The organism is Duganella sp. Dugasp78 (assembly GCF_059491455.1).
The window spans coordinates 343913-368970 of sequence record NZ_CP168506.1; the positions used below are offsets into that span (position 1 = coordinate 343913).

Below are 25058 nucleotides of genomic sequence, written 5' to 3' on the forward strand. Positions count from 1 at the left end.
TTCCACTTTTTCAACCCGCCTCATCAACGCAAAAGGAAATGCCATGAATGTGATCAACGCACTGGACCTGGAGCCGATCAAAGTCAAGCTGATGCACAAGGAGTCTGGCGAGGGCTGGACGCTGGAGCGCGCCAACGCCATCGAAACGGAGTACCGCCGTTTCCTGTTCCTGATGAAGCAGTTCCCGAACGAGCAGACCGCGCCACTGGTCGATGTGGATACCTTCTGGCACTACCATATCTTGGACACCATGAAATACGCCGCCGACTGCGACGCCGTGTTCGGTCACTTCCTGCACCATTTCCCGTACATCGGCCTGCGTGGCGAGGATGACCTGGCGGCGCACGAGCGTCTCGGCCATCGCATGCAGGAATTGTATGAGGCAACGTTCGGTGTATCTTACCTGCGCGGCGCGGCGCATCAGGACGTGGCCTACTCGGCCGCGCCGGGCGTGACGGCTTACTCGGCTGCGCCAAGCATGACGGCCTACTCGGCCGCCCCAGGCATTGCCGCCAGAACCGCCTACTCGGCCGCGCCCGGTGTTGCCGCGAAGACCGCGTATTCGGCCGCCCGGGGTATGACGGCCTACTCGGCAGCACCAGGCAACGTGGCCGAAGGCTTGCAAACCGCAGCCGACGCAGGCGCCATCATCGAGCAGGCCCGCGTCGCCAGCTTCTACAGCGACCGTCCGCGCCTGGCGCCGTCGGCCTGAGCGCTGGCGTTTGCACCACACCAGGCAAAGCGAACAGGCGGCCTGCTCAAATAAGTGGCATACTCTGGGGATATTTATGGATGATGGGAGTTCATCATGGCTGTCAATACCGTAGCTTCCAGTACTGCCGCCGTACAAGCGACACCGCCACGCCAGCCTGAGCCGGTGAAGGCGACGAACCAACCTGCCGAACGCGTCACGCCGCCGGCTCCGCCAGCGCCGCCGCAAGCGGCGGCCGCGCCGACCGTCAATACCAGCGGCCAGCGCATCGGCACTACCATCAGCACGTCGGCCTGATACAGGCCAACCGCAGACCAGCCTCGCCACATAAGACAACGGCGCGTGACCAACAGGTCCGCGCCGTTTTCTTTGGGGCTATGCCATCATCAGGCCGCCATCAGTTCGCGCAGTTCGCGAATGCTGAAATCGCTGATCTCGTGCATGCGGATCAGGATGGTCGCGCCGATAGGCAGCGTGTTGTGACGGATCTTGCTGATGACCGGTGGCGCCACTTCCAGCGCACGCGACAGGGCCGCATCATTTTTCAGCTGCAACTTCTCGATGATGGCGTCCAGCACGCGATTAGGGTTGTAGGTCGGCGACGCGGTGATTTCTTTGATAGACATAATGTTTTTTAAGTAGGTTTCTGGCCGTCTCAGACAAAAAACGACACATGGGTAAAAAAAATTTTTAGCTCTATTACCAATGAAGCACTACAAAACACAGTCATTTATGCCGGTTTTTAGTGCTTAGCCGAGATAATACACGTTTACGTTAACGAACGGCTAACTCATCAGACATTTCTGTGAGATTTAGAGAGATTCTACCCCTATTTCTTGTGCTAGGAAGATATTTGTTACAAGAAAAGGTATAAATATTGGTAAAGTCAGTTGGATCGGCTGATGCCGGCGGCACGAAAACACCATTCAACGGCCATCAAAGCGGCCAGTTGGGCGATAGTGCCTGGGAGGAGAAGTGTGGAGGAACCGAGGAAATCGACGTCGTGAGAATTGTAGTGCCAGCCCAGCTGGCGGCGGATCTCGTCCGGCGTGGGTGGCGGGCGGCGGTCGCCCTCCCGCTGGTGCATATAGGCGCGAACCTGCTCTTTGCTGGGATGGGAAGTGGCTGTCATACCCATGGCTCCTTCGTGAGATGGCTAACAATATCGTATCATGTGCGGACTTGATTGATATAGCTCATACAAATTACGTTGCCATTTTGGCACAAACACCCCGGAAGTGACTTGCAAAAGTGCAAGTTCCACTCCGTCTTTACTTGTTTTTACCTACTCCCATGACCTACGAAGAATTTCTCGACGAAGTAACCACCTTGCTCCACGAAATCTATGATCTCGACGACGCCGCCGCCATCAAGCTGGTGGTCGACGCCCAGGACGCCGAGTATTTCGTCGCCCACGACGACAAGCCGGAACTGCGCACCGTGGAACAGGCCCGCCAGGACGCCGTCGCCCTCTACGATGCCAAACAGAACAAAGTGCAGACCCAGAAGAAGCAGCAGCAGCGCGTGCAGCAGAAAAAGCGTCCGCCGCGCGCCTGATCAGCCCTTCAACATCCGCGCCACGGTGGCGTAGCGCAAGCGCACGCCCAGTTCGCGCTTGATGCGGCCGTTGCTCAGCCGCCGCGATTCCGACATGAAGGACAGCAAGGCCGGCGTCACCACCTGCTGCAGTTCCGCGCGCGGCAGACGCGGCGGGCGCGGCAGCCGGAAGGCGTCCGCCACCGCATCGAAATACGCCGCCATCTTCATATCGCTGTCGTCCACCGCGTGATAAACCCGGTTGGGCAAGGCGCGGAACAGCGCGCGCACGATGATGGCGGCCAGGTCGTCGGCATGGATGTGGTTGGTGTACACATCCTCCGCCTCGACCAGGGCCGGCGTTCCCGCCTGCAGGCGTTTCAGCGGCAGGCGGTCGGCGGCGTAAATGCCCGGCACCCGCAGGATGGACAACTGCGCACCGGCGCGCCGCGCCCAGCCCCGCAGCACCCGCTCGGCATCCACCCGGCGCAACGCGCGCGCGTTGCGCGGCGCCACCGGACGGCTCTCGTCAAACATGGCCCCGCCGCAATCGCCATAGACACCGGTGGTACTGACATAAACCATCCGGGCGTGCTCAGGTAAAATGGCGGTCAGATTGCGCGTGCGGCGGTCCAGCACGCCGTCGGCCGGCGGCGGCGCCAGGTGCACGACACGGTCCGCCAGACCGGCCAGGCGCCGCAATGTGGCGGGCTGGTCCAGGTCGGCCACCAGCGGCACGGCACCCAGCGCGCGCAATTCGGCGCAGCGCGACGGCTGGCTGGTGGTGGCAAACACGCGGAAATACGGACGCAACAGCGGCAGCAGCCGCATGCCAACATCGCCACAACCCACGATCAACAGGCGCGGCAGCTTGAATTTTTGGATAGTAAGTTTTTTCATTTGAAGGATTGTATGACGTTTCAAATCACTGTACAGCCCAGCGGCCATCAATTCAGCTGCGAGGAAGACGAAACCGTGCTGGCCGCGGCCATGCGCGCCGGTGTCGGCCTGCCCTACGGCTGCAAGAACGGCGCATGCAGTTCCTGCAAAGGCAAGGTCATTTCCGGTTCGGTCACGCACAAGGCGCACCAGGAGCGCGCGCTGACCAAGGACGAGGAAGCGGCCGGCTACTCGCTGTTCTGCTGCGCCACCGCGCAGGCCGACCTGGTGATCGAGGCGCGCGAAGTGGCCGGCAGCGACGACTACCCGATCCGCAAGATGCCGTCGCGCGTGGCGACGCTGGAAAAACTGGCGCCGGACGTGGTCGTCATGACGCTGCAACTGCCGGCCAACGAGACGCTGAAATACCGCGCCGGCCAGTACATCGAATTCATGCTGCGCGACGGCAAGCGCCGCAGCTACAGTATGGCCTCGCCGCCGGACCAGGACCAGCCGCTGAGCCTGCACATCCGCCACATGCCGGGCGGCCTGTTCACCGACCAGGTGTTCAGCACCATGAAGGAACGCGACATCCTGCGCTTCGAAGGCCCGATGGGCACCTTCTTCGTGCGCGAGGACAGCGACAAGCCGATGGTGCTGCTGGCCTCCGGCACCGGCTTCGCGCCGATCAAGGCCATCATCGAGCACCTGCGCGCGCAGGATTCGCAGCGTCCGATGACCCTGTACTGGGGCGGCCGCCGCCCGCAGGACCTGTACATGGACGCGCTGTGCCGCCAATGGGAAGCCATCCTGCCGAACTTCACCTACGTGCCGGTGATCTCGGCCGCGCAGCCGGAAGACCACTGGAGCGGCCGCACCGGCTTCGTGCATGCCGCCGTCATGGCCGACCTGCCCGACCTGTCCGGCCACCAGGTGTATGCCTGCGGCGCGCCGATCATGGTCGAATCGGCCAAACGCGACTTTGTCGCCCAATGCGGCTTGCCGGAGGACGAGTTCTACGCCGACGCCTTCACCACCGAAGCCGACATCAACCAGCCCTAAGCATCCATCTCCACCGGGAGCAGACAGGGATGCGGAGTCCCAAGGCTCTGCTCCCTGAAAGCTCAAATGACCGCCAGTCCCAGTTCCAGCAACGGCTTCAGCGTCCTGCGCCACCGCAACTTCGCCCTCTACCTTTCCGCCCGCACCCTCGCCACCCTGGCGGTCCAGATGCAAAACGTCGCCATCGGCTGGCAAGTCTATGCGCTGACCCACAACCTGTTCGACCTCGGCCTGATCGGCCTGGCGCAGTTCGCGCCCTTCCTGCTGCTGATCCTGATCGCCGGCCACGCCGCCGACCGCTACGACCGCCGCAACCTGGTCGCGCTGGCGCTGGGCGCGCAACTGCTGTGCGGGCTGACGCTGCTGGGCTTCACCGTCGCCGGGCTCGGCGCCGTGTGGCCGGTGTTTGCCGTGCTGGTGCTGTTCGGCAGCGCGCGCGCCTTCATGGGGCCGGCCACGCAAGCCATCCTGGTCAACCTGGTGCCGGCCGAGAGCTTCAGCAAGGCCGTCGCAATGAGCTCGTCGAGCTTCCACGTCGCCGTGATCCTCGGCCCCACGCTGGGCGGCCTGTTCTACCTGGCCGGGCCGAAAACGGTTTATATGATTTCCTCGGCGCTGCTGGTGGCCGCGGTGGTGATGATGTCGCTGGTCAAATCGGTCAAGCAGCCCAGCAACCGCGAGCCGGCCACCTGGCACACGGTGCTGGAGGGCCTGCGCTTCGTCTGGTCCAAACCGGTGGTGCTGGGGGCGATCTCGCTCGACCTGTTTGCCGTGCTGTTCGGCGGCGCCACCGCGCTGCTGCCGGCGCTGGCGCACGACGTGCTGCAGGTGGGCCCGACCGGCCTGGGCATGCTGCGCACCGCGCCCGGCGTCGGCGCCGCCCTGTGCTCGGTCGCGCTGGCCTTCTTCCCGATCACGCGCCGGGTCGGGCTGTGGATGCTGGGCGGCGTCGCCGTGTTCGGCGTCTGCACGCTGGTGCTGGGCGCCACCTCCACCTTCATCGTCGCGCTGGCGGCCCTGTTCCTGATGGGCGCCGGCGACATGATCAGCGTCTACGTGCGCCACCTGCTGGTGCAGTACGAAACGCCGGACGCCATCCGCGGCCGCGTCAGCGCGGTGAACTCGGTGTTCATCGGCGCCTCGAACGAGCTGGGCGAATTTGAATCCGGCCTGACCGCCGGCTGGATGGGCCTGACACGCGCGGTGCTGTTCGGCGGCGCCGCCACCCTGGCCGTGACCGGCGCCTGGGCCGTGCTGTTCCCCGTGCTGTCGCGCATGAACCGCTTTCCCCACGAGGACCGACCATGACCTTGCGCATACGCCTGCCGGGCATCATCCACAGCCGCCCTCACCTGAGCCTGGCCATCCTGCTGGGCGCCCTGAGCGGCCCGCTGCTGCCGGACACCTGGGCGTTGGTGCCGCGCCTGCTGACGGCATGGAATATCACCGTCTGGACCTACCTGCTGTCGATGGGCTGGATGATGGCGCGCGCCGACCAGCACGACATCCGCCGCGCCGCCTGCCGCCAGGATGAAAAGGGACCGGTGATCCTGGCCACGCTGTCGATCGCCATCATGATCAGCCTGGCGGCCATCGTCTCGCAGCTGTCGACCCTGAAGGACTCGCCGCCGGCCGACATGGTCTACCACTACGGTTTCGTGATACTGACCCTGACCGGTTCGTGGTTCATGATAGGCATCATGTTCTGCTCGCACTACGCGCATCTGTACTACATCAATAACGACGGCAAGAAACCGCTGCAGTTCCCCGACCAGCAGCTGACGCCGAACTATTGGGATTTCCTGTATTTCTCGTTCACGATCTCGGTCGCGGTGCAGACCTCGGACGTGTCCGTGCACAGCCGCGCCCTGCGCCAGGTGGTGCTGGCGCAGTCGGTGCTGTGCTTCTTCTACAACCTGGCCATCCTCGGCTTGTCGATCAATATTGCCGCTTCGCTCATCAATGCTTAGCCCGTGATGTGCTTCTTAACGGGAACCTAAGCAGAAAAGGAGTAATATTGTTTTGCAGTTCAACAAACAGGAGCAAGCGTATGCAAATCAATATCAATGCCGACAAAACCATCGACCGCCATGCCGGTCTGGATGAACATGTACAAACGGTCGTGAGCAATGCCCTCCACCGCTTCGGCGAGCAGATCACCCGCGTCGAAGTCCACCTGAGCGACAACCTGGTGCAGAAATCGGCCGACGGCGACAACCGCTGCCTGATGGAAGCCCGCGTCACCGGATATCAACCGATCGCCGTCAGCGATCACGCCGCCACGCTGCACCAGGCGATAGGCGGTTCGGCGGACAAACTCAAGCGCGCCATCGACAGCGCCCTGGGCCGCCTGCATGACAAGGACAAGCGTCACGCCGACGGCGCCGTGCCGGCCGAAGCCGACACGGACGACACCGAATAATTCTGAAACGGGCGGAGCTAGCGCTGTGCTAGCTCCCGCAAATACCGCAATCCCTGCAGCGACCGGCTGCCGTACCACGACATCATCTCCCCATCGACCAATAACACCGGCTTGCCGATCTGCTTTTCCAGCGCGTCCGCATGGGCTTCCGTGAAGCGATACGGTTCGCTCGACAGCAACACCCCATCCACCTGCGCGATCAGCTCCGACGACCATTCGAAGCGCGGATAACGCAGCTCGCCCAGGTCCGGCACGCTCCAGCCGATTTCCTCCAGCATGCGCGCGATGTAGGTGTCGCGCGAGACCGTCATCCACGGGTCTTGCCAGATGCAGTACAACAGCGTCTGCGGCCGGCCCGGCGGCATGGCGCGCAGCAGCGCGTATTCCGCCTCGAACGCGGCGCACCAGTCGGCCGCCGCCTGCTCGCGGCAGAACACGCCGCCCATCAGGCGCGCCAGTTCCAGGTTGTCGCGCGGGCGCAGCGGATGGGTGACGACGATGTTCGGAATGAATTCGGCCAGCAGCTCGACGGTCGGCTTTTCGTTCTCGTCGATGTTGACCACCAGATGCGTCGGCGCCAGCTTGCGGATTTTTTCGATATTCACATCCTTGGTGCCGCCCACCTTGGGGATGGCTTGCACCACCCCGGCCGGATGGATGCAAAAGCCGGTGCGGCCCACCAGCTGCCCGGCCAAGCCCAGCTCGCACAGCAGCTCGGTAATCGACGGCACCAGCGAGACGATGCGTGCGTTCGGATCGGCCTGATGCCGGGTGCCGATCGCGTCGGTATAGTCCATATTGTTATCCAGTGTAGGCAATCCGACATTGAAGCATCTGCGGATACATCGCGCAACAACTGCGGGCTGAAATTTACACTGGAGCCAGGACAGTTCAGCTATGATTGCTGTGCTTGCCCATCAGCATCCTGAAAGACCATCTTGAAACAAATCTGCACCTTCGGCGCCTCCCGCTACCAGATCAGCGACTTGCAGCTGCTGCGCAACGCGGACGACGACGCCGCCATCGCCAGGCTGCTGGCGCCCTGCCCCGTGATGCAACTGGAAGCCGAGCAGGCGGTCGCCGAATCGAGCCGCGCCCGCCTCTACATCGTGCTGAGCGGCGCGCTGTCGGTGGCCACCGACACCCGCACCGGCATGGCCGACGGCACCGTCAGCAAGATACTGCCGGGCGAAAGCGTGGGTGAACAATCGGTGCTGGACGAGCAAGCCAACCTGTCGAGCATCACCGCGCTGGAGCGGAGCGAGGTGCTGGTGATCGAGGCCGACATCGTGTGGAAGCTGATCGACGAATCGAATGTGCTGGCGCGTAACCTGCTGCGGCTGCTGTCGTTCCGCATCCGCGCCGCCAACGCGCAGCTGCGCCGGCGCCAGAAGCTGGGCGAGTTCTACCGCCAGCTGTCGATGATCGACGGCCTGACGGGGCTGTATAACCGCGCCTGGCTTAACGACCTGCTGCCGACCATGATCGCCACCGCGCACAGCTCGCACGCGCCGCTGGCGCTGATCATGATCGACCTCGACCACTTCAAGCAATTCAACGACAGCCACGGCCACCTGGCCGGCGACCAAGCCCTGCGCGCTGCCGCGCACGTACTCAGCAGCGCGCTGCGGCCGACCGATTTCGCGGTCCGCTACGGCGGCGAGGAAATGATGGTGCTGCTGCCGGACACCAGCGACAAGGTCGCGGTGGCGGTGGCCGAGCGCCTGTGCGAACGGATGCAGCAGGCGGTGGTGTTTGCCGACATGCGGGTGGCGCTGCCGCAGATCACGGCCTCGTTCGGCGTGGCGACGCTGCAGGCGGGACAGGACGACCACGCGCTGATCGCCGCCGCCGACGGCGCGCTCTACCGCGCCAAGGACCAGGGCCGCAACCGCGTGGCCCATCACGCACCGCAACTCTAACGCCGTCGTTCCGCAGCGGCGGACCGCCGCGCAGGCGGGAATCCATAGGCCGCTTGCCTCCTCCACGCCGTATGGATTCCCGCGTGCGCGGGAATGACGCTTAGGCGCCGGCCGCCGGCTACGCCTGGTGCGCGGCGGCGAAGTCGGCGTAGCCCTTCTGCACCAGCTCGTAAGTCTTATCGATATTGCTGGCCACATCGCCGTTGAGCACCTTCAGCCCGTCCAGCACGCCGCGCGCCTCCTTGAAGCCCTGGTCCACGCCCTTTTTCAGCGTATCCATGAACTTGTTGAGCACCACATCGCCCTCCTCGCCGGGGTGCTGCTGCTGGAAGGCTTCATAAAACGCGGTCGACAGCGATACAATGCGGCTCGCGGTGCCTTCCGGCGTATTATCCTGCGACACGGCGTTCTGGATGGCGTTGTCGCCGAAATCGTCCTTGAGCGCCTCGTTAATGCCGGTCAGCGCCGTTTTCAGCACCACCGACAGCGGATCGTTGGAAGAATTCAGCGACACCGTCAGCGAAGCTTGTACGATAGACACATTGAGCTGCGCCTTGGCCTTGGCCGCGACGCTCACATTGCTGTCGTCCTTGGCCAGGACCGGCGTCGCGGCCGTAGTACTGCCGGAGGTTGCAGAGACGGGAGTGGCCATGATGTGGCTCCTGATGGAATATCTTTGAATTATCGGCAGATTTAAGAATAACTGTAGCCCCCTTGACCGCAACTATGACCACACAGACCTTTCTCTGGCACGACTACGAAACCTTTGGCGCCCAGGCCCGCCGCGACCGCCCGGCGCAATTCGCCGCGATCCGCACCGACGCCGACCTGAACGAGATCGGCGATCCCATCATGTTGTATTGCAAACCGGCCAACGATTTCCTGCCGGACCCGCAATCCTGCCTGATCACCGGCATCACGCCGCAGCAGTGCCTGGAATGGGGCGTGCCGGAGCACAAGTTCGCCGCCACCATCGAGCAAGCCTTCTCCAAGCCGGGCACCATCGGCGTGGGCTACAACACCATCCGCTTCGACGACGAGATCACCCGCTTCATGTTCTGGCGTAACCTGATCGACCCGTATGCGCGCGAATGGCAAAACCAGTGCGGCCGCTGGGACTTGCTGGACGTGGTGCGCATGACCTACGCGCTGCGCCCGGAGGGCATCGAATGGCCGCTGCGCGAGGACGGCAAGCCCAGCTTCAAGCTGGAGCACCTGGCCAAGGCCAACGGCCTGCTGCACGAGGCGGCGCACGACGCGCTGTCCGACGTGCGCGCCACCATCGCGCTGGCGCGCCTGATCAAGCAGAAGCAGCCCAAGCTGTTCGACTTCTGCCTGGCGCTGCACAAGAAGGACCGCGTGGCCGACGAGATCGGCATGCACCTGGCGCCGCAGCTGCGCGCGCCGTTCCTGCACGTGTCGGGCATGTTCCCGGCCGAGCGCGGCTGCATCGCGCTGGTGTGGCCGCTGGCCACCCATCCGACCAACAAGAATGAGGTGATCGTCTGGGATTGCACCTACGATCCGAGCGAGCTGTTCACGCTGGACGCCGACACCATCCGCACCCGCATCTTCAGCCGCAGCGACGCACTGCCGGAAGGCGTGACGCGCCTGCCGGTCAAGAGCATCCACCTGAACAAGTCGCCGATGCTGGTGGCCAACCTGAAGACGTTGTCGCCGGCGATGGCGGCCAGGTGGGGCATCGACCTGGAGCAAGGCAAGGCCTATGCGGCGCTGGCCGCGGCCGGGCGCAACATGGATGCGATATGGGAGCAGGTGTTCTACCGTCCGGCCGGCGACGAGCTGGATGTGGACGAGGATCTGTACAACGGCTTCGTCGGCAAGGACGACCGCCGCATGCTGGACTCGCTGCGCAAGGAGACGCCGGCCAGGCTGGCCACGGCATCGCCGTCGTTCAGCGATCCGCGCCTGCTGGAGCTGCTGTTCCGCTACCGCGCGCGCAACTTCCCGGAGACGCTGTCCGAAGCCGAGATGGAGCATTGGGAACAGCACCGCGCGGCGCGCTTCTACGAAGGCGCAGGCGGTGCCCGCAGCATCGACCAGTTCTTCGGCGAGATCGACCATCTGCAACAGGATGCCGATGAGCGCGCCGAACAGATACTGGCCGAGCTGTACGAGTACGTGGAGCTGATCGCTCCAGCGCACTAAACGCCGTCGTCCTCGCGAAAGCGGGGACCCATAGAACGCGAGCTCAGCATGGATTCCCGCCTACGCGGGAATGACGGCTATCAGCCGCGATGCTGGTTGATGGCGTCGCGCGTTTCCAGCGCCACGCGGCGCGCGGCGGCGGCGAAGTCTTCCTTGGCCTGCGGCGCCGCGTACAGGATCGCGCGCGAGGAATTGATCATCATGCCGGTGCCGTCGTAGGTGCGGCCCGACTTGACGGTGGCCTCGATATCGCCGCCCTGCGCGCCGATACCCGGCACCAGCAGCGGCATGTCGCCAACAATCGCCCTGACCTGCGCCAGTTCTTCCGGGAAGGTAGCGCCCACCACCAGCGCACACTGGCCGTTGGCGTTCCACTTGTCCGCCACCAGGCGCGCCACGTGCTGATACAGCGGCTGGCCGTCGACGTTGAGGAACTGCAGGTCCGAACCGCCCGCGTTGGAGGTGCGGCACAGGATGATGACGCCGCGGTCGCTCCACTCCATGTACGGTTCCACCGAATCCGAACCCATGTAGGGGTTGACGGTCACCGCGTCGGCGCCGTAGCGGTCGAACGCTTCGCGCGCGTACTGGCGCGCGGTGGCGCCGATGTCGCCGCGCTTGGCGTCCAGGATCACCGGGATGTGCGGATAGTTGTCGCGCACGTAGTGGCAGATTTGCTCCAGCTGGTCTTCCGCGCTCAGCGCCGCGAAGTAGGCGATCTGCGGCTTGAACGAGCATGCCAGGTCGGCGGTGGCGTCGATGATTTCGCGGCAGAAGTGATAGATGCCTTGCGGGTCGCTCTGAAACTGGGCCGGCAGCTTGGCCATGTCCGGATCCAGGCCCACGCACAGCAGGGAGTCGTTGGCCGCCCAGGCGGCAGATAATTTGTTGATGAAAGTCACGACGCACCCTTCGAATTTGTTGCAAACCCTCTATTGTAACGCCCCTGCACCGGCCTGTTAAAATTTGGCCCTCATTCCTTAGAAAGCAAATTCCTATGAAACTTACCAATAAAGTCGCGATTGTGACCGGCGCCACCCAAGGCATAGGCTTGGCTTGCGCGCAGCGCCTGGTGGCCGAAGGCGCCAAGGTCATGCTGGTCGACATCAAGCCGGAAGGCGCCTCCGCCGCCGCCACGCTGGGCGAGCAGGCGCGCTTCTTCGCCGCCGACGTCAGCCAGAAATGCGACGTCGACGCGCTGGTGGCCGCCACCCTGGCCGAATTCGGCCGCATCGACATCCTGATCAACAACGCCGGCGTCACCCACGCCGCCGATTTCCTCGACCTGACCGAGGACGATTTCGACCGCGTGCTGCGCATCAACCTCAAATCCATGTTCCTGTGCGGCCAGGCGGTGGCGCGCGAGATGGCCAAGCAGCACAGCGGCTGCATCATCAATATGTCCAGCGTGAATGCCGAGCTGGCGATTCCGAACCAGGTGCCGTATGTGGTGTCCAAGGGCGCGATCAACCAGCTGACCAAGGTGATGTCGCTGAACCTGGTCACGCACGGCATCCGCGTCAACGGCATCGGCCCCGGCACCATCCTGACCGAACTGGCCAAGCAGGCCGTGATGGCCAGCCCGGAAGCGCGCCAGACCATCCTGTCGCGCACGCCGATGGGCCGCTGCGGCGAGCCGGAGGAAGTGGCCTCCATCGCCGCCTTCCTGGCCAGCGACGACGCCAGCTACATGACCGGCCAGACGCTGTACGTGGACGGCGGCCGGCTGGCCCTGAACTACACGGTGCCGGTGAAATAAAGAGTTATATGCATTAATGATGTCTGGTATCTGAAACCAAAATTAGACACATATCTTTCACACCCCCATAATTACACCTGTCTCCACTATTCTCCTCCAAGAAAATAGTTTTAAGCCCGCTTTAACCAGCGGGCTTTTTTTTTGCTCGTTGTCATTACAGCGTCATATTCGCTTCCTATACTGGTCGCATCTTCAGTACATGCAACCGATAGGCATGACGGAAGAACGGTGCACCGGGCTTCCGGTGCACCACTCCCCCTTTTTTGCGCTGCATGGTATTGTCCGGGTCATGATCAAGCTATTCTTCCTGACCAATTCCCACGCCCGACTTCGCTACTGGACCGCCATCGTCCTGTACCTGCTGATCCTGATACTGGGCTCACTGCCCGGCGCCCGCCAGGACATCGGCCAGGTGGCCTCGGGACTGGTGCTGCATTCAATCGCCTATGCCGGCTTGAGCTTTCTGATTTTCACCGGTGGGACCGGCAACTTGCGGCTGCGCGCCGGCAAGGCGGTACTGACCATCGCCCTGATGGGCGCACTCGACGAATATGTACAAAGTTTCTTTCCCTATCGTCATGGTGCCGTGTCCGACTGGCTGGTCGACTGCAACGCCGCCGTGCTGATGGCACTATTCATGTGGGGCCTGTGGACCCGCTATCGCATCCAGCCGTCACACTGATATCTCCGGCGCGTTCTCCAGGCGCGCCCATCGCCAGCTCCACGTCCCAACGCATCTGCTGCAATTGCTCCGCCTTGGCCACGCGTACCAGTTCGTGCAATGAATGCGTTAATAAATGCCGGCAACGAGGGTCCGGCGCGTTTCCATAGGTTGAATTAATTAAATCTTCGATAATAATGTCTGTCACGCGTGTCAACATATCGATGTCCTTTAAAGTGATACCCAACAATTATTGCGTGTGAGTAGCACTCCGCAATTGATGTATATCAACTGCGGCAGGATGGAGGGGAACAAAACCGGATAGTCGGCCTCTGAATCAAAGGCTAGCCATTTTGATTAATCGACTATGGGGAGAATGAAATGAATATGACCAGAAACGCTACCATTGCGCTAGTTATTCTGACGCTGGCAGCTTGTGCCTCGGAACGCAGTAGCGAGCCCGGCGCGAGCAGCAGCACCAGCAGCACCAGCGGCTATCCGAGCGACGGCAACAGTCCCAGCGCCAGCAGCACCAGCCAGAGCGGCAGCACCAACCAGAGCAGCACCACCGGCACCATGAGCAGCAGCGGCAGCACCATGAACAGCGGCAGCAGCACCATGAGCAACAGCGGCAGCACCACGAGCAGCGGCACCAGTGGCATGGCCAGCAGCAGCCCCAGCGCCCAGACCTCCTACGGCGTGGTGCAGGCCATCGACCAGATGCAGCGCCAGGATGTGGGCGTCGGCGCGGCAGGCGCGGCGGCGGCCGGCGGCAGCGTTGGCTTGCCGACCGACAAGGTCTACCGGGTCACCGTGCACATGGACGATGGCAGCAGCCAGATGGTGGTGGTCGACTCCATGCCCAGCTACAAGATCGGCGACCGCGTACGCTACAACAACGGCGTATTGACCAGCTACTAATACAGCTGCTCGACCTGGTAGCCTCGGTTCCTGAGCAGCTGCGGCAAGCCATCGTCGCCCACCAGGTGCAGCAGGCCGACGCCGACAAAGGCCACCTGGTCCTGCTGCATGATGCGCTCGATATTGCTGGCCATTTCGGGATTGCGCTTGCCCAGCAATACGCGATTCATGAAGCCGGCGGAGATCGTGTCGCCGCTGGTGGCGGACTGCCACGCCGCGCGGATGCCGGGCACGTCGGCGGCGCTCCAGGCGTCGATCAGCGCGGTGGACTTCTTCAGCGAGGCGCCGTCGGCCAGGTCGGCCAGGTTCTCCAGCAGATACTGCTCCTGCTGGCGCTCGTCCAGCGTATCGAACAGGCTCAGCTGATACTCGGCGCTTTCCAGCTCGCGCACCGTCTTGTCCTGGCTCTTGGCCGCCGCCAGCAGCGCGTATTCCACCGCCTGGCTGCGCTGGAAGCCGTGTACCTCCATCTCCGCGCCGATCAGCAGATTGGCGATCAGCCAGGGCTTGTACTGCTGCACCGATTGCAGCGACAGGCCGGCCCGCGCCAGCGCCTGCACGGTCAGCTGCAGCGTGGCCGGCGACAAATGCTGCTGCAGGCTGTCGCCGTCCGGGTAGCGGCCATGGCGTGCCAGCGCCAGCTGGAACGGCCCATCCTGGCGGATATCCAGCTCGATCACCAGCGCCTTGGAATCGAGCAGCGCGCGCGACACCACCGGGTCCAGCGGGTACAAGCCATCCTTGCCGACATGAATGGTGCCGAACAGATAACTGGTCTTGCCGTCATGCGTGACCCGGTACAGCTGGCCGCGGTGCACGGCCGAAGCCGGCTCGGTCAGCCCGGCGGCAAACAGCGACTGGCAGCAGGCCAGCAGCATCGTAAATAGAATAACAATTTTTTTCGGCATGAGTTTCCCCGCGATAGCAGGGAATGCCATCGAACGATTGAAAGCGGAACAAGGGATTAGTAATGCGATGCGCCTTACTGTTTCCAATGGTAAATCAGGACCATGCGCGAGGAAATATTTTTTTAAAACTTGCAGCTAAACTTCAGCGAAATAAACACACTAAATGCCAAGCATTTAATAAAAATGCTGTTTAAATGATTAGATATTATCTCTTTATTACGCCTTATTTTATGGACGGCCGCCAGCGCGTCGCCGCCATATTGTGTATGCTTGTTGATTCCTATGCAAAGATAATATCCACACTCTTTCCATGGACTTCATTGATTAAGGCCACAGCGGCCGGAGATAAGCACCCATGATTCCATTTTCCATCCTCGACCTTTCCCCGATCGCCGAAGGCAGCCATCCTTCCGCATCGTTCCGCAACACCCTGGACCTGGCGCAGCACGGCGAGCGCTGGGGCTATCAGCGCTACTGGCTGGCCGAACACCATGGCATGCCCGGCATCGCCAGCGCCGCCACCGCCGTGGTCATCGCCCACGTGGCCGGCGGCACCTCGACCATCCGCGTCGGCGCCGGCGGCATCATGCTGCCCAACCACGCGCCGCTGGTGATCGCCGAGCAGTTCGGCACGCTGGAGGCGCTGTTCCCCGGCCGTATCGACCTCGGCCTGGGCCGCGCGCCCGGCTCCGACCAGACCACCGCGCGCGCCCTGCGCCGCAACCTGGACAGCGACGCCGACGCCTTCCCGCAAGACGTGCTGGAGCTGCAAGATTATCTGTCCGACACGCCGCGCCAGCGCGTGCTGGCCGTGCCCGGCAAAGGCGCCAAGGTGCCGCTGTGGATTTTGGGTTCCAGCACCTTCGGCGCGCAACTGGCCGCGCACATGGGCTTGCCGTTCGCCTTCGCCTCGCATTTCGCGCCGCAGATGATGATGCAGGCGATCGCCATCTACCGCAGCAACTTCCAGCCGTCGGCGCAGTTGTCCAAGCCGCACGTCATGCTCGGCTTCAACGTATTTGCCGCCGACACCGACGAGGAAGCGCACTACCGCGCCACCTCGATGCAGCAAGCCTTCGTCAACCTGCGCAGCGGCCGTCCCGCGCGCCTGCCGCCGCCGCAGGCCGGCTATCTGCAAGCGCTGGGGCCGCAGGAACGGGCGCTGCTTGACTCGGTGCTGTCCTGCTCGGCCATCGGCGCGCCGGACACGGTACGCCGCCAGCTGCAGGCATTCATCGCCCGCACCGGCGCCGACGAGCTGATGATCACCTCGCAGATCTTCGACCACGCGCAGCGCCTGCGCTCCTACGAAATCACGGCCGAAGTCCGGCAGGGGCCGCAGCCCGGCCGCTAGGCAAACGCCCCGTGCTCAGCAGTATTTTGCGATCGCCGTTAAAATTGCGACCTGCAAATTCAAGGAGCACCCGTGAGCCAGTCCCACGCCCAGCAAGACATTTCCCCCGGCATGGTCTGGCTGTTCGCCACCGCGACCGGGCTCATCGTCGCCAACCTGTACTACGCGCAAACGCTGATCGGCCCGATCAGCCGCGCCACCGGCCTCGACCCTGGAGCCGCCGGCCTGATCGTCACGCTGACGCAGCTCGGCTACTGCCTCGGCCTGCTGTTCATCGTGCCGCTGGGCGACCTGCTGGAAAACCGCCGCCTGATCTTCATCGCCCTGCTGACCACGGCGCTGGCCCTGCTGGCGGCCTCGTTCACCAGCAGCGCGGCCCTGTTCCTGCTGGCGGCCTTCTGCATCGGGCTGGGTTCGGTGGCGGCGCAGATCGTGGTGCCATTCGCCGCCCACATGGCGCGGCCTGAACAGCGCGGCCAGACGGTGGGCAAAGTGATGAGCGGCCTGCTGATGGGCATCATGCTGGCGCGGCCGGTCGCCAGCCTGGTGGCGGACGCGCTGAGCTGGCACGCCATCTTCGTCATCTCCGCGGTCGGCACCACGGCGCTGGCCTTCCTGCTGCGCGCGCGGCTGCCGCAGCGCCATCCGGGATCGGGCCTGCACTACTTTGAATTGCTGGGTTCGATGTGGCAGCTGCTCAAGACCACGCCCATCCTGCGCCGCCGCGCCGCCTACCAGGCGTGCATGTTCGGCGCCTTCAGCCTGTTCTGGACCTGCGTCTCGCTGGAGCTGACCGGCCCGCGCTTCGAGCTGAGCCAGACCGGCGTCGCCATTTTCGCGCTGGTGGGCGTGGCCGGCGCGATCGCCTCGCCGATCGCCGGCCGCCGCGCCGACCACGGCAAGAGCCGCTCCACCACCGCCATCGCCCTGACGCTGGGTGCGCTGGCCTTCGCCATGCCGCTGCTGATCCACGCCGGCCGCGTGGTCGACCTGTGCGTGCTGGTAGTGACCTCGATCGTGCTGGACATGGGCGTCTCGGCCAACCTGGTGACGGGGCAGCGGGCCATCTTCGCGCTGCCGGCGGACATCCGCAGCCGCCTGAACGGACTCTACATGGCCTTGTTCTTCATGGGAGGCGCGCTGGGCTCATCGCTGGGTGGGTGGATGTTCGCCGCGCACGGCTGGACCGGCGTACTGTGGGCCGGCCTCGCCTTCCCCCTCACCGCCCTGTGCATCTTCGCCACCGAATAACATTGGGGTCAAGTCTGACATTCGGACACGGCCTCTGCCGTAACGGCCCGCTACGGCAGAGGCCGTGTCCGAATGTCAGACTTGACCCCAGCGGTTAGTGCGACCAGAGGCGGACCTGGCCCTGCAGCGAGACCGTGCCGTTGATGTTGAGGCTGCCCAGGTTGCCGGTGACCGGCGCGTTCGGATCCATCTGCACGCTCAGCGATTCGAAGCCGAAGTTGGTGTAGCGTACGTAACCTGGCAAGCCGATGGCGATGTAGTCGCCGCCGCCGTCGGACCGCGTCTGCACGCCCAGGCTGACGGCGAACATGTCCACCATGCCGCGCACATTCTTGAACACGATGTAGCGGTTCTGCCCGTCGCCATTGAAGCCCAGCGACAAGCGGCTGTCGCTGACCGCGCCCACCAGGGTCGGATCGTTGAGCGAAATATGCGCCGCGAAGCTGATGCCGTCCTGCCCGCTGACCTGCGACAGTTCCTTGTCGTCGAGCGCCTGCAGCGACCCGGCCCGCGCCACGCCGGCCGCCAACAGCAGCGCCAGGGACAGTGCGCGCGCCATCAGTGCTTGAACTTTATGTCGAGATACTGGATCTGGATCGAGCCGATGCGCGACGAACCCAGGTCCACCGTCGGCTGCCCCGGGCTGACGAAGGAAATATTATCGACCACGATGCCGCCCGCCGGCGCCACGCCGCTGCCGTAGCGCGCATCCGGCCAGTCGATGCCGATGTGCAGGCGCGGCCCGGTCTCGTCGGTCAGCGCATTGATCACCGCCGGCTGCGACGCCACATTGGCCAGCATCCACGGCGTGTTGTTGAACACGCCGTTGCCGTCGACGCCGCCGACATGCACGCCGCTCAGCACCATGGCCTCGGTGGCGTCGGTGCGGCCGCGCGGCTGGAACGACAGCTGGCCGATATCCATGCGCAGCGCGGCGCCGAAGGCCACGCCGTCGTTGACCTGCGGCGTGGAGAACTGCAGGCCGCCGCCGGAAAACACCAGGTCCTTGACCACCACGCTGCCCTGCTCGCGCGTGACGCCGTCCGCCATCACGCCCCAGTCGTAGGCGGCCTGCCAGCGCTGGTCGGCATTGGTGTTCAAGGGGAAGGCGATATTGATCACATCGGCCAGGCCGGGCGCGCCGGCCACGATGTCGAGCTTGTAGGGATCGGAGAACGGCAGCGGATTGTCGCTGCGCGAGGCGCTGAATTTTTCCACGTACAGGCTGGAGCCGACCGGCGTGGTGTAGCTGACGCGCGCGTCGCCGCTCATGGCGAAACCGTTCAGGTCGAAGCTGACGCCGTCGCGCCCGCGCACCGACGACAGCGCCGCGTCGTTCAGCGGCTCCATCGCTGGCGCCGGCGCGCACACGGCGGCCACGATCGCCGAGACGGCCAGCAAGGATGCGCGCCGGGCCATCATCAGCGGCCCTTCGGCAGATTCGGCGGCACCAGGCCGCTGGTGTTGATCGCTTGCAGCTTGTCGCGCCAGTTCATCCAGATGCCGGCCTGCGCCGCGTCGGACGCCGGCACCCCGGCGGCGCTGGGGAACTGCACGCCGGTCTTCAGCACGGAGATCCAGAAATCGCGGCTCGGTCCGGCGGCGTCGCCGGCCGTCACGCCGCCCAGCTGCGCCAGCGACAGGCAGGGCGCGGTGCACGCGCCGTCCCAGCGCTTGCCGCCCAGGGTGTCGGTGTGCGAATCGAGCAGCACGGCGCTGCCGTCGGCCGCCAGGCCGCTCACCTTCATCGAGCCCGACAGGCTGTTGATCTTCAGGCCGATATCGCCGCTGATGCCTTCAAAGCCGAAGCGCATGCCGACCGCCTCGCGCGAGGCGCCGTCGGCCGCGTTCTTGTACACGAATTCGAAATACGGATTGCTGATGTGGACCAGGCGCTGCGCCTCGGTGCCGTCGCTGCGGCCGAACTGCAGCAGGCCGATGTCGAGGTCGGCGCCGGTGCCGTTGCGCGCGGCGTAGGTGTATTCGCCCAGGCGCATATTGCGCAGGTTGGCACTCAGCGTGATGTCGGCGTCCAGCGCGACCTTGCTGAAATCGAAGCCGCCCAGGCTGGTGTTGCTCAGCGCGACCAGACCTTGTCCGCGCGTGTTGGACAATTCTTCTTCGCTCAGCGCTTGCATTTGGGCCGAGGCCGTCAGCGTGCAGCAGGCCAAAGCCGCGCACAGCCACAGCGAACGCAGGAAAGTGAGGGGGCTCATGATGTGGGAACGGCAGCCGCGGGCGCGGCCGCCGTTGCTCGACTGATTAGTGAGCGAAGATCCAGACGGTGGTGCCGCGCATGTCGATCTGGTTCATCGCGACCGAACCGAACGATGCTGCGTTGTTGCCCATCTTGATCGAGTCAACCGACACGTTCAGGTAGTGGCCGTCAGCAACCACGCTGGCCGGGATGGCGATCTGCACCACGTCGCCGCCGGTGGCTGCGTTGTAGAAGGTGCCTGGGTTGGTCACACCGGCGGCGCCAGCCGCTGCCAGGAAGGAGTTTTTCGACAGGATGTCGATGTTAGCGGCGATCAGGCCGTTAACTTTGATGCCGTTGAAGCTGACCGAACCGCCACCCATACCGTTCGCATCCAGCGCGTCGGTATCGGTGTAGGTGAAGGATGCAATCTTGATGTTCAGATTGGCAGCGATCGATACGCCGTCCTGGCCGCTGACGGTGCTCAGTTCTGCATCCTGGATCGGGGTCATGGCCGATGCCGAGAAGGCCAGGGTTGCCAGGGCTGCTGCTGCTGCGGTTTTGATGAATTGCATGTGCTGTCTCCGTGAGGTTTTGGTCTGGGTATTTGTGTTTTTTTCAATGCTGCGTAACCATCTTAGGGCTACGCAGTTGCAAGCGTCTAGCATGCCGCGCTGACTTTTCAGGCCAAGCTACAGACCCGGCGAGCCAGCGCGGACAAGCCTGGATTAGTGCGCGAAGATCCAGACGGTGGTGCCGCGCATGTCGATCTGGTTCATCGCTACCGAACCGAACGATGCTGCGTTGTTGCCCATCTTGATCGCGTCAACCGACACGTTCAGGTAGTGGCCGTCAGCAACCACGCTGGCCGGAATGGCGATCTGCACCACGTCGCCGCCGGAGGCTGCGTTGTAGAAGGTGCCTGGGTTGGTCACGCCGGCGGCGCCAGCTGCTGCCAGGAAGGAGTTTTTCGACAGGATGTCGATGTTAGCGGCGATCAGGCCGTTAACTTTGATGCCGTTGAAGCTGACCGAACCGCCACCCATGCCGTTGGCGTCCAGCGCGTCGGTGTCGGTGTAGACGAAGGAGTCAATCTTGATGTTCAGATTGGCAGCGATCGACACGCCGTCCTGGCCGCTGACGGTGCTCAGTTCCGCGTCCTGGATCGGGGTCATGGCCGATGCCGAGAAAGCCAGGGTTGCCAGGGCTGCTGCGATTGCGGTTTTTACGATTTGCATTTTTTATCTCCGAGTTGTGTTTGAAATTTTTGTCCGGGCTCACGTCCGGCAGGCCGTCCCCAGGCTCCGGGTAGGAGCTGCGGCGCACTGTTCGGTGCCGTGAAAATCTTAATATTTGACTATTAATTGATTCCATCATATGAGTCGCTCCCGACGCCGGTCCAGCATGTCGCACTGACTTGCAAAGCCAACGACTTGGCCCTGGGAGCCATGCAGAGTGAGGATGCGGCGTGTGGTCGTTGTTGCACGATTGTTGTCAAAAAGTTGCGACAAACGCCACGCCGGGTAGCATAAGTTCAGCCCGGATCATCTAGAGTCACAGCTCTAAAAAAACAGATGCTCGGTTTTGCCAAATCATGCGTTAATTAATTACTAGAAAAGAAAGACGAGTTGTCGCCTTAATAAAGCACGACCGTTCTAATATAACCACTGGAGACAAGATGAACCCAACAGCGGGGCGCCCGACGCCTCTGGGCGCAGCCTACGCCCGCAGTTTTTCCCGGCAGTCCCGCCAGCATTTGTGTCGCGCGCGCAAGGGTACGCTCCCGCGTGTAGCGCGCGCTGCGCGCGAGGGCTGACGCCATGCTGATGATCCTGCTGACCGTCATCGCCGCCGTCATCGGCGGCGCCGGTGTCATGTCCCGCCACGAGCCGCAAGACCTGCCCAAGGACCAGTACGCGATGCCGCAGACCATGCTGGGCGGCGGCGCCTACGTGCAATCGGTGAAGCTGGAGCCGTTCTCCGAGCTCAAGTACAAACACATCGTGCGCCAGGCCTTCGACTTCAGCTGCGGCTCGGCCGCGCTGGTCACCATCCTCAACTACCACCTGGGCGTGATGGTCAACGAGCAGCAGGCCATGGAAGGCATGCTGGACAAGGGCGAGAAGGAAAAGATCATCGAGCGGCGCGGCTTCTCGCTGCTGGACATGAAGCGCTACGTGGGCTCGCTGGGCCTGTCCGGCGCCGGCTTCAAGGCCGAGATCAAGGACTTGATGACGCTCGAGGAGCCAGCCATCGTGCCGATCGACTACGCCGGCTCCAAGCACTTCGTGGTGCTGCGCGGCATCCGCGACGGCGTGGTCTTCATCGCCGACCCGTCGGCCGGCAACATCGTGTTCTCGGTCGAGGAGTTCGGACGCTGGTGGGACAAGAACACCCTGTTCATCATCTCGCCGGCCAAGGATCAAAAACCGGTGGCGCAGCTGGCGCTGACCGATCAGGAACTGGGCGTGGCCGACATGGACCGCGTCACAGGCAAGGGCCGGCAGGACGGCCTGTCCAACTCGGCCCAGCTGTTGCTGCGCGCCGTCAACTCAGGCGCCGCCGGCACCTGGATGCATCGCAATTAACCCAAGCAGCGCCCTCACTCTTCAAGGATGACCAAGATGATTTTCCGTACCCTGCCGATCGCCGCAGCCATTGCCGCCACCCTGCTGGCGCTGCCCGCCGTGGCGCAACAGACCCCACCAGCGGCCACCACCCCGGCCGCCGCCCCGGCCAGCGCCGACGCCGCCCGCGATGCCCTGGCCAAGAAGGAAGGCGAAGGCGACCAGAGCGCGCTGCTCAAGCAGACCCTGACCGCCGTCGACAAGCAGTACTCGATGATCCGCCGCAACCAGCTCTCCGTCACCTACGACCTGACCTACGCCTACGTCGGCGAGGAGCGCATCGTCACCGACCTGGCCAACGGCAGCACCACCCTGTTCAACATCGAGAACACCAGCTCGCACAGCGTGACCAACACCTTCTCGGCCGACTACGGCCTGCTCGACAACGTCACCGGCAACGTCACCCTGCCCTTCATCTCGCGCTACTCGGACAACAACCTCTCCAACGGCGTCTCCAACTCGCTGGGCGACATGCTGCTGGGCGCGCGCTGGCAGCCGTTCGAGGCGCGCCGCGACACCCCCGGCCTGACCGTGACCAGCAATGTGCGCCTGCCCACCGGCCGCAGCCCGTTCAAGATCATCGCCGGCAGCGGCGAGGCCACCGGCAGCGGCGTCGGCGCCTTCACGGCCGGCCTCAACGTCAACAAGATCGTCGACCCGGTCGCGCTGTTCGGTTCGCTGAACTACACCGCCAGCCTGCCGGCCAAGCACCTGTGGCAGGTCAACGGCACCCGCGTGCTGACCCGCGTGCAGCCGGGCGGCACCCTCGGCTTCGGCATGGGCTTCGCGTACGCGCTGTCGTACGGCATCTCCACCACGATCTCCTTCCAGGAGGCGATCTCGGCCGGCTCCAAGCTGCGCTTTGCCGACGGCCTGGAGGCCAAGACCCATATGCAGACATCCAGCATCCTCAACATGGGCCTGGGCTACCGCATCTCGCCCAAGACCACGGTCAACGTCTCGGTCGGCATTGGCCTGACGCCGGATTCGCCGAACATGACGGTGGGCATGAACATCCCGCTGAACTTCTGACGGCGTAACCTTTCATGAGCCCGTTCAGTCCAGTCCCCGCGCCCCGTCGCGCCATCGCCGCAGCCGCGGCGCTGTGCGCGGCGCTGTGCCCCCTTTCAGCGCAGGCTGCGCTGACCGAGAACCTGACCACCAGCGTGGTCGCCATGTCGCTCGGCAATGCCGTGACGGCCGACCCGCCCGGCGTCGCCTCGATCCACTTCAACCCTGCCGGCCTGGCGCGGCTGACCGGCGACGGCGAGAGCATCCACAACTTCGTGGCCTCGATCCGCACCGCGGCCAGCTTCACGCCGGGGCCGAACTTCGACATCGGCGGCTGGAAGGACGACCCGCTGTCCAACACCCACACCGGCCCGGTGCGCCAGGTGATGTACGTGCCCGGCTACGGCATGCCCGGCTGGCGCCTGCCGGCGGTGGCCGTGCCCGGCATCGGCATGTACTGGAACACGGCCGGCTCGCCGTGGACCTTCGCCACCGACAGCTATATGGCGCAGGCGATGAGCCTGGACCGCACCACCGACAACAACGACCCCGGCCAGTACCAGGGCCGGCAGGAGCAGATCCAGCGCCTGGTCTACCTGTCGCCGTCGGTCGGCTACAAGTATTCGGACACGCTGCGCTTCGGCGTCGCCATCCCGATCGCCCACGCCGCCTTCGTGGTCGACACCAATATGCGCTTCCCCAACGAGCTGCTGGGCGTGTTCGGCCAGCTGCAGAAGGGCTGGTGCCCCGAGGACGGCGGCAACATCATCGACGTGCTGGGCTTTGGCGTGTGCGGCGGCGGCAAGGACGGCATGGTCAGCCCGTTCAAGAAGGCCGCCAACATGCGGCTGGAACTGACGGCCCCGTTCGACCCGACCATCAACCTCGGCGTGCTGTGGGAACCGCGGCCGTGGCTGGCCCTGGGCGCGGTCTACCAGGGCGGCTCCAAGACCCACTACACCGGCAGCTACCGCTTCGACACCGAGCCGATGCTGCGCAACTTCGTGCGCGGCATGAACGCCTCGCTGCTGGGGCCGATCGCCGGCGCCGTGCTGGGCTTCCCGACCTCGATCCCGGCCACGCAGAAGGGCAATATGAGCGCCATCATTCCCTTCCCCTCGCACCTGCAGCTGGGCATCAAGCTCAAGCCCATCCGCTACGCCCAGCTCAACGTCGACGCCAGCTACGCCCGCTGGAGCGAGTGGGACGCGCTGCGCTTCCAGTTCGACCAGAGCGTCAAGCTGCTGGAGGTGGCGCGGCTGTACGGCATTCCGGATTCGACCAAGCTGGTCATCCCGCGCGGCTACAAGAGCGTGGTCAACCTGTCCTACGGCCTGCAGCTGTTCCCGATGGAGAAGCTGGCGCTGCGCTTCGGCTACGAGCCGCGCAAGACCTCGATCCCGAACAACAAGCTCGACCTGCTGGCGCCGCTGCCCAACACCAAGCTGCTGAGCACCGGCCTGAGCTACCAGGTCAGCAAGAACATGGAGGTCAGCCTCACCGCTTCCTACATGACCGGCAAGTTTGAGGTACCGGCCAACACCGACTGCAACCTGAACTGCAGCAACTTCCTGAACATCATCTACAACCCGTATGCCGGCCAGAACGTCAAGGGCGACATCCACGTGCGCTATGTTGGCTTCGAGATCAACAAGCGCTACTGATTT

28 protein-coding genes and 1 pseudogene are annotated in these 25058 nt (G+C 63.9%); 17 read left to right on the top strand and 12 right to left on the bottom strand.

Annotation, left to right across the window (positions count from 1 at the left end; translation table 11 throughout):
* Nucleotides 1-43: 43 nt before the first annotated feature.
* Both ACEN9O_RS01585 and ACEN9O_RS01590 read left to right on the top strand, forming a co-directional pair.
* Nucleotides 44-712, top strand: coding sequence for a glycine-rich domain-containing protein (locus tag ACEN9O_RS01585; RefSeq protein WP_495615914.1), 669 nt, complete (start codon nt 44-46; stop codon nt 710-712).
* A 96-nt stretch (nt 713-808) separates the two neighbouring features.
* Nucleotides 809-1009, top strand: coding sequence for a hypothetical protein (locus ACEN9O_RS01590; protein ID WP_495615915.1), 201 nt, complete (start codon nt 809-811; stop codon nt 1007-1009).
* An 89-nt stretch (nt 1010-1098) separates the two neighbouring features.
* Here ACEN9O_RS01590 and ACEN9O_RS01595 read toward each other — a convergent pair whose 3' ends face one another.
* On the bottom strand, nt 1099-1338 hold the full coding sequence (locus tag ACEN9O_RS01595; protein WP_008445950.1) for a hypothetical protein: 240 nt from the start codon (nt 1336-1338) through the stop codon (nt 1099-1101).
* A gap of 260 nt (nt 1339-1598) precedes the next feature.
* On the bottom strand, nt 1599-1844 hold the full coding sequence (locus tag ACEN9O_RS01600; RefSeq protein WP_495615916.1) for a hypothetical protein: 246 nt from the start codon (nt 1842-1844) through the stop codon (nt 1599-1601).
* Nucleotides 1845-2005: 161 nt separating this feature from the next.
* Between ACEN9O_RS01600 and ACEN9O_RS01605 the strand changes: the two genes are divergently transcribed.
* A complete protein-coding gene (locus ACEN9O_RS01605) occupies nt 2006-2269 on the top strand; it encodes a hypothetical protein (RefSeq protein WP_495615917.1) in 264 nt (87 codons plus the stop codon).
* On the opposite strand, the gene ACEN9O_RS01610 is transcribed toward ACEN9O_RS01605, so the two are convergent.
* A complete protein-coding gene (locus tag ACEN9O_RS01610) occupies nt 2270-3148 on the bottom strand; it encodes an NAD-dependent epimerase/dehydratase family protein (protein WP_495615918.1) in 879 nt (292 codons plus the stop codon). It abuts the gene before it with no gap.
* Between the two features lie 12 nt (nt 3149-3160).
* Between ACEN9O_RS01610 and ACEN9O_RS01615 the strand changes: the two genes are divergently transcribed.
* The 4 genes from ACEN9O_RS01615 to ACEN9O_RS01630 all read left to right on the top strand — a co-directional run bounded on the left by ACEN9O_RS01615 (nt 3161) and on the right by ACEN9O_RS01630 (nt 6611).
* The gene (locus ACEN9O_RS01615; RefSeq protein ID WP_495615919.1) at nt 3161-4189 is read left to right on the top strand and encodes a CDP-6-deoxy-delta-3,4-glucoseen reductase; all 1029 of its coding nucleotides are present in this window, start codon (nt 3161-3163) and stop codon (nt 4187-4189) included.
* Between the two features lie 66 nt (nt 4190-4255).
* Complete coding sequence (locus ACEN9O_RS01620; protein WP_495615920.1) at nt 4256-5497, top strand: MFS transporter; 1242 nt, start codon at nt 4256-4258, stop codon at nt 5495-5497.
* On the top strand, nt 5494-6159 hold the full coding sequence (locus ACEN9O_RS01625; protein WP_495615921.1) for a DUF1345 domain-containing protein: 666 nt from the start codon (nt 5494-5496) through the stop codon (nt 6157-6159). The genes ACEN9O_RS01620 and ACEN9O_RS01625 overlap by 4 nt, the downstream gene beginning before the upstream one ends.
* 80 nt (nt 6160-6239) lie before the next feature.
* A complete protein-coding gene (locus ACEN9O_RS01630) occupies nt 6240-6611 on the top strand; it encodes an HPF/RaiA family ribosome-associated protein (RefSeq protein WP_495615922.1) in 372 nt (123 codons plus the stop codon).
* Between the two features lie 17 nt (nt 6612-6628).
* Here the strand turns inward: ACEN9O_RS01630 and ACEN9O_RS01635 are convergent, their stop codons facing one another.
* On the bottom strand, nt 6629-7408 hold the full coding sequence (locus ACEN9O_RS01635; RefSeq protein ID WP_495615923.1) for a helical backbone metal receptor: 780 nt from the start codon (nt 7406-7408) through the stop codon (nt 6629-6631).
* A 141-nt stretch (nt 7409-7549) separates the two neighbouring features.
* On the opposite strand from ACEN9O_RS01635, the gene ACEN9O_RS01640 reads away from it, so the two are divergent.
* Nucleotides 7550-8533 (top strand): GGDEF domain-containing protein, encoded by a 984-nt coding sequence (locus tag ACEN9O_RS01640; RefSeq protein WP_495615924.1) that lies wholly within the window; start codon nt 7550-7552, stop codon nt 8531-8533.
* A 139-nt stretch (nt 8534-8672) separates the two neighbouring features.
* Here ACEN9O_RS01640 and ACEN9O_RS01645 read toward each other — a convergent pair.
* Nucleotides 8673-9185 (bottom strand): annotated as a pseudogene (locus ACEN9O_RS01645) (DUF5610 domain-containing protein); the annotation flags it as partial.
* A 74-nt stretch (nt 9186-9259) separates the two neighbouring features.
* Here ACEN9O_RS01645 and sbcB point away from each other — a divergent pair.
* Nucleotides 9260-10702 (top strand): exodeoxyribonuclease I, encoded by a 1443-nt coding sequence (gene sbcB / locus ACEN9O_RS01650; protein WP_495615925.1) that lies wholly within the window; start codon nt 9260-9262, stop codon nt 10700-10702.
* Nucleotides 10703-10782: 80 nt separating this feature from the next.
* Here sbcB and pyrF read toward each other — a convergent pair whose 3' ends face one another.
* A complete protein-coding gene (gene pyrF / locus ACEN9O_RS01655) occupies nt 10783-11604 on the bottom strand; it encodes an orotidine-5'-phosphate decarboxylase (protein ID WP_495615926.1) in 822 nt (273 codons plus the stop codon).
* A 95-nt stretch (nt 11605-11699) separates the two neighbouring features.
* Between pyrF and ACEN9O_RS01660 the strand changes: the two genes are divergently transcribed.
* The 3 genes from ACEN9O_RS01660 (at nt 11700) to ACEN9O_RS01670 (ending at nt 14043) form a co-directional block, all read left to right on the top strand.
* The gene (locus ACEN9O_RS01660; RefSeq protein ID WP_495615927.1) at nt 11700-12461 is read left to right on the top strand and encodes an SDR family NAD(P)-dependent oxidoreductase; all 762 of its coding nucleotides are present in this window, start codon (nt 11700-11702) and stop codon (nt 12459-12461) included.
* A gap of 289 nt (nt 12462-12750) precedes the next feature.
* Nucleotides 12751-13143, top strand: coding sequence for a VanZ family protein (locus ACEN9O_RS01665; protein ID WP_495615928.1), 393 nt, complete (start codon nt 12751-12753; stop codon nt 13141-13143).
* A 360-nt stretch (nt 13144-13503) separates the two neighbouring features.
* Nucleotides 13504-14043, top strand: a complete 540-nt coding sequence (locus tag ACEN9O_RS01670) for a hypothetical protein (protein ID WP_495615929.1) — start codon at nt 13504-13506, stop codon at nt 14041-14043.
* On the opposite strand, the gene ACEN9O_RS01675 is transcribed toward ACEN9O_RS01670, so the two are convergent.
* Entirely contained in the window at nt 14040-14951 is a 912-nt protein-coding gene (locus tag ACEN9O_RS01675; RefSeq protein ID WP_495615930.1) for a TraB/GumN family protein, read from the bottom strand. The two genes, ACEN9O_RS01670 and ACEN9O_RS01675, sit on opposite strands and share 4 nt — an antisense overlap.
* Before the next feature lie 355 nt (nt 14952-15306).
* Between ACEN9O_RS01675 and ACEN9O_RS01680 the strand changes: the two genes are divergently transcribed.
* Nucleotides 15307-16305, top strand: coding sequence for an LLM class flavin-dependent oxidoreductase (locus tag ACEN9O_RS01680; protein ID WP_495615931.1), 999 nt, complete (start codon nt 15307-15309; stop codon nt 16303-16305).
* A 111-nt stretch (nt 16306-16416) separates the two neighbouring features.
* Complete coding sequence (locus ACEN9O_RS01685; protein WP_495618412.1) at nt 16417-17556, top strand: MFS transporter; 1140 nt, start codon at nt 16417-16419, stop codon at nt 17554-17556.
* A gap of 94 nt (nt 17557-17650) precedes the next feature.
* Here ACEN9O_RS01685 and ACEN9O_RS01690 read toward each other — a convergent pair whose 3' ends face one another.
* The 5 genes from ACEN9O_RS01690 to ACEN9O_RS01710 form a co-directional block, all read right to left on the bottom strand.
* Entirely contained in the window at nt 17651-18115 is a 465-nt protein-coding gene (locus ACEN9O_RS01690) for a DUF6160 family protein (RefSeq protein WP_495615932.1), read from the bottom strand.
* Nucleotides 18115-18978 carry a DUF6160 family protein gene (locus ACEN9O_RS01695; protein WP_495615933.1) on the bottom strand — a complete coding sequence of 288 codons (864 nt, stop codon included), beginning with the start codon at nt 18976-18978 and terminating at the stop codon, nt 18115-18117. Before ACEN9O_RS01695 ends, ACEN9O_RS01690 begins: the two co-directional genes overlap by 1 nt.
* The gene (locus ACEN9O_RS01700) at nt 18978-19772 is read right to left on the bottom strand and encodes a hypothetical protein (RefSeq protein ID WP_495615934.1); all 795 of its coding nucleotides are present in this window, start codon (nt 19770-19772) and stop codon (nt 18978-18980) included. The genes ACEN9O_RS01695 and ACEN9O_RS01700 overlap by 1 nt, the downstream gene beginning before the upstream one ends.
* Before the next feature lie 46 nt (nt 19773-19818).
* Nucleotides 19819-20328 carry a DUF6160 family protein gene (locus tag ACEN9O_RS01705; protein ID WP_495615935.1) on the bottom strand — a complete coding sequence of 170 codons (510 nt, stop codon included), beginning with the start codon at nt 20326-20328 and terminating at the stop codon, nt 19819-19821.
* Between the two features lie 153 nt (nt 20329-20481).
* Complete coding sequence (locus ACEN9O_RS01710; protein ID WP_495615936.1) at nt 20482-20991, bottom strand: DUF6160 family protein; 510 nt, start codon at nt 20989-20991, stop codon at nt 20482-20484.
* A gap of 582 nt (nt 20992-21573) precedes the next feature.
* Between ACEN9O_RS01710 and ACEN9O_RS01715 the strand changes: the two genes are divergently transcribed.
* From ACEN9O_RS01715 to ACEN9O_RS01725, 3 genes are read left to right on the top strand one after another with little or no spacing between them, the layout of a single operon-like run.
* Nucleotides 21574-22341 carry a C39 family peptidase gene (locus tag ACEN9O_RS01715; RefSeq protein WP_495615937.1) on the top strand — a complete coding sequence of 256 codons (768 nt, stop codon included), beginning with the start codon at nt 21574-21576 and terminating at the stop codon, nt 22339-22341.
* A gap of 36 nt (nt 22342-22377) precedes the next feature.
* Nucleotides 22378-23412 (top strand): transporter, encoded by a 1035-nt coding sequence (locus tag ACEN9O_RS01720; RefSeq protein WP_495615938.1) that lies wholly within the window; start codon nt 22378-22380, stop codon nt 23410-23412.
* A 14-nt stretch (nt 23413-23426) separates the two neighbouring features.
* The gene (locus tag ACEN9O_RS01725; protein ID WP_495615939.1) at nt 23427-25055 is read left to right on the top strand and encodes an OmpP1/FadL family transporter; all 1629 of its coding nucleotides are present in this window, start codon (nt 23427-23429) and stop codon (nt 25053-25055) included.
* Nucleotides 25056-25058: the final 3 nt, after the last annotated feature.

Bases quoted from the DNA above. Each gene is read 5' to 3' on its own strand.
- ACEN9O_RS01685 (WP_495618412.1), top strand. From the start codon at position 16,417: ATGGTCTGGCTGTTCGCCACCGCGACCGGGCTCATCGTCGCCAACCTG.
- ACEN9O_RS01590 (WP_495615915.1), top strand. From the start codon at position 809: ATGGCTGTCAATACCGTAGCTTCCAGTACTGCCGCCGTACAAGCGACA.
- ACEN9O_RS01710 (WP_495615936.1), bottom strand. From the start codon at position 20,991: ATGCAAATCGTAAAAACCGCAATCGCAGCAGCCCTGGCAACCCTGGCT.
- ACEN9O_RS01625 (WP_495615921.1), top strand. From the start codon at position 5,494: ATGACCTTGCGCATACGCCTGCCGGGCATCATCCACAGCCGCCCTCAC.
- ACEN9O_RS01585 (WP_495615914.1), top strand. From the start codon at position 44: ATGAATGTGATCAACGCACTGGACCTGGAGCCGATCAAAGTCAAGCTG.
- sbcB (WP_495615925.1), top strand. From the start codon at position 9,260: ATGACCACACAGACCTTTCTCTGGCACGACTACGAAACCTTTGGCGCC.
- ACEN9O_RS01605 (WP_495615917.1), top strand. From the start codon at position 2,006: ATGACCTACGAAGAATTTCTCGACGAAGTAACCACCTTGCTCCACGAA.
- ACEN9O_RS01610 (WP_495615918.1), bottom strand. From the start codon at position 3,148: ATGAAAAAACTTACTATCCAAAAATTCAAGCTGCCGCGCCTGTTGATC.
- ACEN9O_RS01705 (WP_495615935.1), bottom strand. From the start codon at position 20,328: ATGCAATTCATCAAAACCGCAGCAGCAGCAGCCCTGGCAACCCTGGCC.
- ACEN9O_RS01620 (WP_495615920.1), top strand. From the start codon at position 4,256: ATGACCGCCAGTCCCAGTTCCAGCAACGGCTTCAGCGTCCTGCGCCAC.
- ACEN9O_RS01595 (WP_008445950.1), bottom strand. From the start codon at position 1,338: ATGTCTATCAAAGAAATCACCGCGTCGCCGACCTACAACCCTAATCGC.
- ACEN9O_RS01660 (WP_495615927.1), top strand. From the start codon at position 11,700: ATGAAACTTACCAATAAAGTCGCGATTGTGACCGGCGCCACCCAAGGC.
- ACEN9O_RS01630 (WP_495615922.1), top strand. From the start codon at position 6,240: ATGCAAATCAATATCAATGCCGACAAAACCATCGACCGCCATGCCGGT.
- ACEN9O_RS01700 (WP_495615934.1), bottom strand. From the start codon at position 19,772: ATGAGCCCCCTCACTTTCCTGCGTTCGCTGTGGCTGTGCGCGGCTTTG.
- ACEN9O_RS01725 (WP_495615939.1), top strand. From the start codon at position 23,427: ATGAGCCCGTTCAGTCCAGTCCCCGCGCCCCGTCGCGCCATCGCCGCA.
- ACEN9O_RS01720 (WP_495615938.1), top strand. From the start codon at position 22,378: ATGATTTTCCGTACCCTGCCGATCGCCGCAGCCATTGCCGCCACCCTG.
- ACEN9O_RS01600 (WP_495615916.1), bottom strand. From the start codon at position 1,844: ATGACAGCCACTTCCCATCCCAGCAAAGAGCAGGTTCGCGCCTATATG.
- ACEN9O_RS01695 (WP_495615933.1), bottom strand. From the start codon at position 18,978: ATGATGGCCCGGCGCGCATCCTTGCTGGCCGTCTCGGCGATCGTGGCC.
- ACEN9O_RS01680 (WP_495615931.1), top strand. From the start codon at position 15,307: ATGATTCCATTTTCCATCCTCGACCTTTCCCCGATCGCCGAAGGCAGC.
- ACEN9O_RS01675 (WP_495615930.1), bottom strand. From the start codon at position 14,951: ATGCCGAAAAAAATTGTTATTCTATTTACGATGCTGCTGGCCTGCTGC.
- ACEN9O_RS01635 (WP_495615923.1), bottom strand. From the start codon at position 7,408: ATGGACTATACCGACGCGATCGGCACCCGGCATCAGGCCGATCCGAAC.
- ACEN9O_RS01615 (WP_495615919.1), top strand. From the start codon at position 3,161: ATGACGTTTCAAATCACTGTACAGCCCAGCGGCCATCAATTCAGCTGC.
- ACEN9O_RS01665 (WP_495615928.1), top strand. From the start codon at position 12,751: ATGATCAAGCTATTCTTCCTGACCAATTCCCACGCCCGACTTCGCTAC.
- ACEN9O_RS01690 (WP_495615932.1), bottom strand. From the start codon at position 18,115: ATGGCGCGCGCACTGTCCCTGGCGCTGCTGTTGGCGGCCGGCGTGGCG.
- ACEN9O_RS01670 (WP_495615929.1), top strand. From the start codon at position 13,504: ATGAATATGACCAGAAACGCTACCATTGCGCTAGTTATTCTGACGCTG.
- ACEN9O_RS01715 (WP_495615937.1), top strand. From the start codon at position 21,574: ATGCTGATGATCCTGCTGACCGTCATCGCCGCCGTCATCGGCGGCGCC.